This is a genomic window from uncultured Albimonas sp. (genome assembly GCF_963977235.1).
Lineage (GTDB): Bacteria > Pseudomonadota > Alphaproteobacteria > Rhodobacterales > Rhodobacteraceae > Albimonas.
Window position 1 is genome coordinate 24674 of sequence record NZ_CAXBOD010000054.1, and the last position, 6867, is coordinate 31540.

At 64.6% G+C, this 6867-nt stretch carries 8 protein-coding genes, 1 tRNA gene and 1 pseudogene; 6 read left to right on the plus strand and 4 right to left on the minus strand.

The genetic code is table 11. From position 1 onward, the window contains the following. Positions 1-91 precede the first annotated feature (91 nt). Together rpmA and rplU are read right to left on the minus strand one after the other, a co-directional pair. Positions 92-361 (minus strand): 50S ribosomal protein L27, encoded by a 270-nt coding sequence (gene rpmA, locus AAC134_RS19005; protein WP_339950708.1) that lies wholly within the window; start codon positions 359-361, stop codon positions 92-94. Between the two features lie 30 nt (positions 362-391). Then, positions 392-772: pseudogene (gene rplU / locus AAC134_RS19010) on the minus strand (50S ribosomal protein L21); the annotation flags it as partial. A gap of 665 nt (positions 773-1437) precedes the next feature. Here rplU and AAC134_RS19015 point away from each other — a divergent pair. From AAC134_RS19015 to AAC134_RS19040, 6 genes are all read left to right on the plus strand, one after another. Further along, positions 1438-1527 (plus strand) — tRNA-Ser (locus tag AAC134_RS19015). A 583-nt stretch (positions 1528-2110) separates the two neighbouring features. Continuing rightward, positions 2111-2689, plus strand: a complete 579-nt coding sequence (locus AAC134_RS19020; protein ID WP_123194461.1) for a DsbE family thiol:disulfide interchange protein — start codon at positions 2111-2113, stop codon at positions 2687-2689. 110 nt (positions 2690-2799) lie between these two features. Beyond that, on the plus strand, positions 2800-3207 hold the full coding sequence (locus AAC134_RS19025) for a TlpA disulfide reductase family protein (protein ID WP_312869919.1): 408 nt from the start codon (positions 2800-2802) through the stop codon (positions 3205-3207). An 88-nt stretch (positions 3208-3295) separates the two neighbouring features. Further along, positions 3296-4024, plus strand: a complete 729-nt coding sequence (locus AAC134_RS19030; protein ID WP_339950709.1) for a cytochrome c biogenesis protein CcdA — start codon at positions 3296-3298, stop codon at positions 4022-4024. Positions 4025-4028: 4 nt separating this feature from the next. Further along, complete coding sequence (locus AAC134_RS19035) at positions 4029-4643, plus strand: class I SAM-dependent methyltransferase (RefSeq protein ID WP_339950710.1); 615 nt, start codon at positions 4029-4031, stop codon at positions 4641-4643. A 112-nt stretch (positions 4644-4755) separates the two neighbouring features. Continuing rightward, on the plus strand, positions 4756-5415 hold the full coding sequence (locus AAC134_RS19040; protein WP_339950711.1) for a cation transporter: 660 nt from the start codon (positions 4756-4758) through the stop codon (positions 5413-5415). On the opposite strand, the gene AAC134_RS19045 is transcribed toward AAC134_RS19040, so the two are convergent. Both AAC134_RS19045 and AAC134_RS19050 read right to left on the minus strand, forming a co-directional pair. After that, positions 5399-6646 carry a cytochrome P450 gene (locus AAC134_RS19045; protein ID WP_339950712.1) on the minus strand — a complete coding sequence of 416 codons (1248 nt, stop codon included), beginning with the start codon at positions 6644-6646 and terminating at the stop codon, positions 5399-5401. The two genes, AAC134_RS19040 and AAC134_RS19045, sit on opposite strands and share 17 nt — an antisense overlap. Before the next feature lie 3 nt (positions 6647-6649). Continuing rightward, positions 6650-6867, minus strand: a 218-nt coding sequence (locus AAC134_RS19050; RefSeq protein ID WP_339950713.1) for a signal peptidase II, incomplete at its 5' end; no start/stop codon positions are given.

The window sequence follows — 6867 nt, forward strand, 5'->3', positions numbered from 1 at the left end:
GTTCCCGCGCGGCCCGCGCCTGAAATGCGGGAGGGCCGGCGGGGTGTTCCCGCCGGCCCTCCCGATGATCATCCCGGGTGGGGTGCGGCGGTTACTCCGCAGCCTCCGGAAGCGGGATCACGGACACGAAGGTGCGGTTGCGGAAGCCCTTGGTGAACTTCACGGCGCCCTCGACGGTGGCGAACAGGGTGTGGTCCTTGCCCATCCCGACGTTGTCGCCCGGCCACCACTTGGTGCCGCGCTGACGGATCAGGATGTTGCCGGGGATCACGGCCTCGCCGCCGTATTTCTTGACGCCCAGGCGACGGCCTGCGGAGTCGCGGCCGTTGCGGGAGGAGCCGCCTGCCTTTTTATGAGCCATCTGGATGTCTCCTTGCGCTGACGGTTACTCGGCCGCGACGGCCGCGGGAGCCGAGGCGGCGCCGACGGCGGCCTTGACGCCGGTGGCGTCGCCGCCCGAGGCGAGGATCTCGGTGATCCGCACCTTGGCGAATTTCTGGCGGTGACCCTTGCGGCGGGCCGAGGAGTGCTTGCGGCGGCGGCGCTTGAACGAGATCACCTTGGGACCCTTGGTGAACTCGACCAGCTCGGCTTGCACGGCCGCGCCGCTCACGAAGGGCGCGCCGATGGTGGGCTCGCCTTCGCCGCCCAGCATCAGGACCTCGTTGAACTGCACGGTCTCGCCGGCCTCGGCGGCCAGGAGCTCGATCTCGAGCTCGTCGCCCGAGGCGACCTTGTACTGCTTGCCGCCCGTCTTGATGACAGCGAACATCGCGTCTTCCTTCATGTCTCCGCGTCCTTCGGCGCCGCTTTCGCGGACTTTTCGGAGCGGGATCGCCGGCCCTGGCCCGCGCTCCCCGTCTCCGCCTCGGACGGCGCGCCCCCGGTCGGGAGCGTTCGGCGCCGGTCGCGCCAGACTAAGACGCGGCAGGGAATCCCGCCGCGACCGGAGCCGGGCTTATGCCGCCGCCCCCCCGCGAAGTCAAGCGGCGCCCGGGCGTCGCTCACACGGCTTCCCATAAGGCTTCCCGCGCGCGAGCGCGAGCGCCGCCCAACCCGCCTCCCCCCTGCCTCGCTCGCCCCGCCCGCCCGCGCGACGGCCCTGTCGCGCCCGTGCCTTCCGCTCCTCCTGCCTCGCGCTCATCCCGCCCTGCCGTCCCGCCCGTTCCTGCGGCCCTTGCGAAAAGCCGCGCCAGGCGAGCTCGCCGCCTCCCCTGTCCCGCCGCCACTGCCAGCCCCTCGCGACCGGCGGCGCCCGCCCCCCCGCCGCGCCTGTCCGGGGCCCGCCCCGCGCCGGCCCCGATTTCGCCGCCCGCGCCGGCCCCGCCTGCGACCTTCGCGCCCTGCCCCCCTCGGCGCTCGATTTCTCGCCGAACAGCCCCTTGCATCCCTCCCGCACCCCCGCTACACGTCGCGCCGTCCTGACCACGGACGTGCGGAGAGGTGCCGGAGTGGTCGATCGGGGCGGTCTCGAAAACCGTTGATGGGGCAACTCATCCGTGGGTTCGAATCCCACCCTCTCCGCCACTTGCCCCCGCGAAAGCGTTCTCTCGCCCTGGCTGCGGGCGGATTTTTCCGTTGTTTTCGGGGGTTATGCGGGTGGGGCTGAGCACCGGCCTCTGCGCCAGAAGGCCCGGATGCCTTCTCTCACGGCCGATATTCTCCGGACCTGATGACTGCGCGGATTTGGTGAATTGTTTGCAAGTATCTGGAGCTGGAAGGTTTTTTCTAGGCGGAAGCTGAACACTTCGACGTCGGTGGCACTCGCCGAGACGGAACAGAGATCGAACTATCGCCAGCGATCGTGTGCCCAGTTCAGCCAGAACATTCGCCACTGACTATACCCGATTAGCGCTTTTGCGTCCGTTCGCTGCGCCCCGCGCAAACGGCCTGGTCGCGGACGAAGGGGCCGTTCAGAGAACTGAATTCAACGACCTCTTCAGATACCGACCTCTCGCTGATTTCATGTGAATCTAAACAGTAAGTATGGCTCGGGTCTGCGAAGCCGGGGCAAAGCCCTCCCCCATCGCTCGGCATTGTGATCGGCGACGGTTTGCTTCATATCAGTGGATGCTGATACCTTATTCCTTCCAAGCATTGACGGCAGGCTATGAGTTCGAAGGATAACCAGGAAAAGCGGCGGCGGAGGGGGCGGCTGCTTGCGCTCTTGCCACTGGCGGTGTTCGGCCTGCTGGGTGCGGCCTTCTATTGGGGCCTCTGGAACAACGACGACCGGTTGCCCTCGACGCTGATCGGGAAACCGATCCCGGAGTTCGCGCTCCCGCCCATCGAAGGGCGGCAGGACGGCCTAGCGTCGGCGAACCTGCAAGGCCAGGTTTCTCTCGTCAATGTCTGGGCGTCATGGTGCGTCCCCTGCCGCACGGAGAACCCGCTTCTCGTCGACCTGGCCGAAGCGGGCACCGTTCCGATCTACGGTATCAACTACAAGGACGATGCCGAGGAAGCGCTGGGTTTCCTCGACGAGCTCGGCGATCCCTTTACCCGCATCGGCGCGGACCGATCAGGCCGCGTTGCGATAGACTGGGGCGTCTATGGAGTGCCGGAAACATACATAATCGATGCCGAGGGGCGCATTGCATACAAGCATGTCGGCCCCTTTGATCAGGCCTCGCTTGAGGAGGACATTCTGCCGGTCGTGCGCCGGTTGCAGGCGGAGAGCGACCCGTGAGGCGACGTGACGTCCTTGCCGGAGTCTTGGCGCTTGCGGCAAGCCCTGCCTCCGCCCGACCACCGATCCCTAATCACGGGACTCCGCGTGAGCTCCTGTCGCCGCCTTTCGTGGATGGAGATGGACGGGATCTGACGCTGGCGGACTTCGAGGGACGTGTCGTGCTTCTGAACATTTGGGCGACCTGGTGCCCGCCTTGTCGCGAGGAGATGCCGACGCTCGACGCGCTGCAAGCGCGCCTCGGCGGATCGGATTTTCATGTTCTGCCGCTGTCGATCGATCGGGCCGGTCTCGAACCTGTGCGCCGCTTCTATCGAGAGACCGGCATTCGCAACCTCGATCTCTATATCGCGGAGGATACGCGCGCGATGCTGGCCTTGGCCGTGGTGGGCCTGCCGACAACGATTCTGATCGACCGCATTGGGCGCGAGCGCGGGCGCCTCGCAGGCCCGGCCGAATGGAACAGCCCCGAAGCCGTTGCGCAGATAAGCGCTCTTATTGACGAACGTAAGCAATAGGACATGGAAAAGCACGACGACCGCGCCAGCCGTTCCGCTCCGTGCGCACACGTGGTGGCGGTCTACCGATCAGTTTGGAGATGTGGATTTGATTGAACTTTCCGCTCTTGGACTAATGGCGGCATTGCTGGCCGGTGCCGTTTCCTTTCTGTCGCCCTGCGTGCTGCCGCTCGTGCCCGGCTACGTATCCTACGTTGCCGGACGTACGGTCACCGGCAGTGCAGCGCCTTCGAAGGGGCGGGCCGTCTGGCTCAGCTTCTGTTTCGTCCTTGGCTTCTCCACGATATTTATCGCGCTTGGGGCCTCTGCCACCGCGCTCGGTCAGGCGCTGCTGCAGTGGCGCTACGAACTCAACCTCGTCGGCGGCGCGATCGTGATCCTGTTCGGTCTGTTCATGATCGGGGCAGCGCGCCTGTCGGCCATGGAGCGCGACCTGCGTTTTCATCTCGACCTGCCGGGCGGGCAACCGGTCGCCTCCTACGTGCTCGGACTCGCCTTCGGTTTCGGCTGGACACCGTGCATCGGGCCGATCCTGGGCGCCATCCTGACCGCCAGCGCGACAAGCGCGACGATTGGCGAGGGCGTCGCCCTGCTTGCCGTCTACTCGGCCGGCCTTGGGGTCCCGTTTCTGGTCGTTGCGGGGTTCACCGACAGTATTGCCGGCAGGCTGCGCGGCATCGGTCGTTGGGGTCGCCGCCTACATCAAGCTGCAGGCGGCGTCATGATCCTGATGGGCTTGGCGATGATGACCGGGCGGCTGAGCGCCTTGGCTTACTGGCTTCTCGACACATTCCCGGTCCTTGGGCGGATCGGATGAACAGATGAAATTATACGAGAAACATATCCTCCCTCGGCTGACGCATCTGGCGATGGGCCAGGATCAGCTTCTTCCCTACCGGCGCCGCGCCATCTCCGGGCTGCATGGGCGTGTGCTGGAGATCGGAATCGGCTCGGGCCTGAACATTGCGCTCTATCCCGAGGCCGTGCGCCAGATCATCGGTATTGATCCGTCGCCCGAACTCCTCTCTCGGGCCGCGCAAACCTCCCATGGCCTGATGCCCGCGGCCGAGATCATCGAGGGCGTGGCCGAAGCATTGCCGCTGGAGGATCGCAGCGTCGACTGCGTCGTCGCCACCTGGGCGCTCTGCAGCGTGTCGGAGCCGGAGAAGGCGCTCGCCGAGATCCGGCGCGTTCTCAAGCCGGACGGCATCTTCCGCTTCGTCGAGCATGGTTTGGCGCCGGAGCCCGGTGTCCGGCGCTGGCAGCGCTGGCTCACGCCCGTCTGGAAACACTGCGCCGGGAACTGTCACCTTGACCGTCCAACGGCCGGCTTGATCGAGACAAGCGGCTTCCGAATGGAGCGGCTCGACACCGGCTACGCGACAGGTCCGAAGCCCTTGGTTTTCATGTATGAGGGGCAAGCTCGCCTCTACTAAGGAAGCTTGGAAAAAGAACAACATCGGCTTTCGATTCGTGGCGCAACACTAATGGCAAGGCAATCAATTCTCGCCTCGAACTTTGGCTGCAGGCTCCGCATTATGAGGTATTATGAGTAGTCAGCAAAATAACCGGCAGGCCAATCTGACGCGCGGCATCCGCGTCGAGATCGCCAGCCTTGTCTACAACCTCATCGAGGTCGTCGTGTCCGTCACCGTGGGACTTCTAACCGGCAGCGCGGCGCTGGTGAGTTGGGGTCTCGACAGCACGGTCGAAGCCACCTCAGCCGGGACGCTGATCTGGCGCTTGAAGGGTGAGAAGGATGGTGGCGACAAGCGCACGGTCCTGCATCGCAAGAAGATCGCGCTCTATGTGGTCGCCTGTGCTTTCTGGATTGTCGTCGCGGCGATCCTCTACGAGGCGGTGTCCGCTTTCATCTCGCAGGAGGCGCCGGGCTTCAATTGGTGGGGGATCGCGATCCTGTGTGCTTCGCTCTTGGTCAACCCGTTCCTCGCCTGGGGCAAGTATCGCTATGGCAAACGGCTCGATGCGCCCGCCCTGAAGTACGATGCCAAGGACACCATGATCTGCCAGTATCAGACGATCGTGGTGTTGGCCGGGATCGGTCTGACGCAATGGATGGGCTGGTGGTGGGCCGATCCGGTCGCGGCGCTTCTGATCGTGCCCTACGTTGCGTGGGAAGCGTTCGAGGCCACCAAAGATGCGCGGTCGGTCGATCCGGACGAGGCCGAAGCTACTGCCGACGCGTGACGTTGCGCATGATGAACCGGGATTTAGGCATGGGCGGCAGTTCTCCGGTTTCAAACTCTAGATCCTGCTCCGGCACATCGTAGTCGATGGCGTTCACCAAGAAACTGCAAAACGCCTTCATCTGGCTGATCGCGATCCACTCGCCCGGACAACGGTGGTTCCTGTGGTGATCACCACCGCCCTGCGGAATGAAGTCGTAGGGGGTGACCTCCCGATCGTGAAACCGCTCGGGCCGGAACTCTTGCGGCGCGTCCCACGAGCGAGCGTCGGTATTCGTACCGTAGAGGTCGAGCAGAACCCGGTGTCCTTTGGTAAAGCGATATCCGCGCCACTCGAAATCGCTCTTCACCCGTGCCGCGACCGCGGGAAAGAACGGATACAGACGGCGGACCTCTTGCACGAAAGGTTCGAGCTGTCCCTCGTCATCCTTCAGCTTTTGCCGCCACTCGGGATTCCGATGCAGGGCATGCGCCGCCTGGGCGATGAACGCAGAGACCGCGACGATCGGGCGTACCACGTTCAGAAGCTCCACGGCGGCAACCTTGGAGGTCAGCAGCTCCCCGTTCAGATCACGCCAGGTCGCGACGATATGGGCAGCGCTTTCCTGTGCCGGCCGGAGGCTTCCGTCGCGCACCCGCTCGATGATGCCGGCCGCCCAACGCTCCGCGCGATGCCGCGCCAGACGCGCGCCCCAGTGCTTCCAGCCGACCGCCCCGGCGTCCTGGAATAACGCCGTCATCTGCGCCGTCCGCGTCTCGACCTCCGCTTCGGGAAGCGGCACGCCCGACCAGGCACAGGCGGCTCTGGTGAGGATTTCGCGCACTTCGTCGTAGAGAACGACCTTCTCCGCCGCTTGCCAGTCCCGTGCGTAGCGGTCCAACAAATCCCGCGTCCTGTTTTCGAGAGCTTCGATCCGCTCCGACGCCATGAGTGATATGAACATCCGCTTGCGATGACGGTGGGCCTCGCCATCGAGCCCCTGGATGCCCTTTTCGCCGAGCAGGGTTTTCTGGATACGCTTCGGCATCGAGCCCGCGCGCACGAGCCCATCTTCGGAATAGAAGACCTCGGCTGCTGCGGCACCGGTCATGCAGATCGTCTTCTGCAACAGGATGCGGGTCTCGAACAGGTCGCCTTCAAGATCGCGGCATGTGTCCGGAATGAATCCATATGGGTTGCGCAGCAGGGCGAGCGTGCTGTCGATGCCCTTTGCGGATGGAATGCTGGACATCGATTATTTCCCCGTAACGTTTTCTTCTCGGTGGTTACGTTCGGGCTTGTTCTGCGCCGAGCGGAAGCTGTCCCAGAACAGCAGGGCCGCGCCGCAGAAAATCGCCACATCCGCAAGATTGAAGGACGGCCAGTGGTATGTTCCGTAATGGAAGTCCAGAAAGTCCGGGACGGCCTGATAACGCAGCCGGTCGAGGACATTGCCGAGCGCGCCGCCGATGA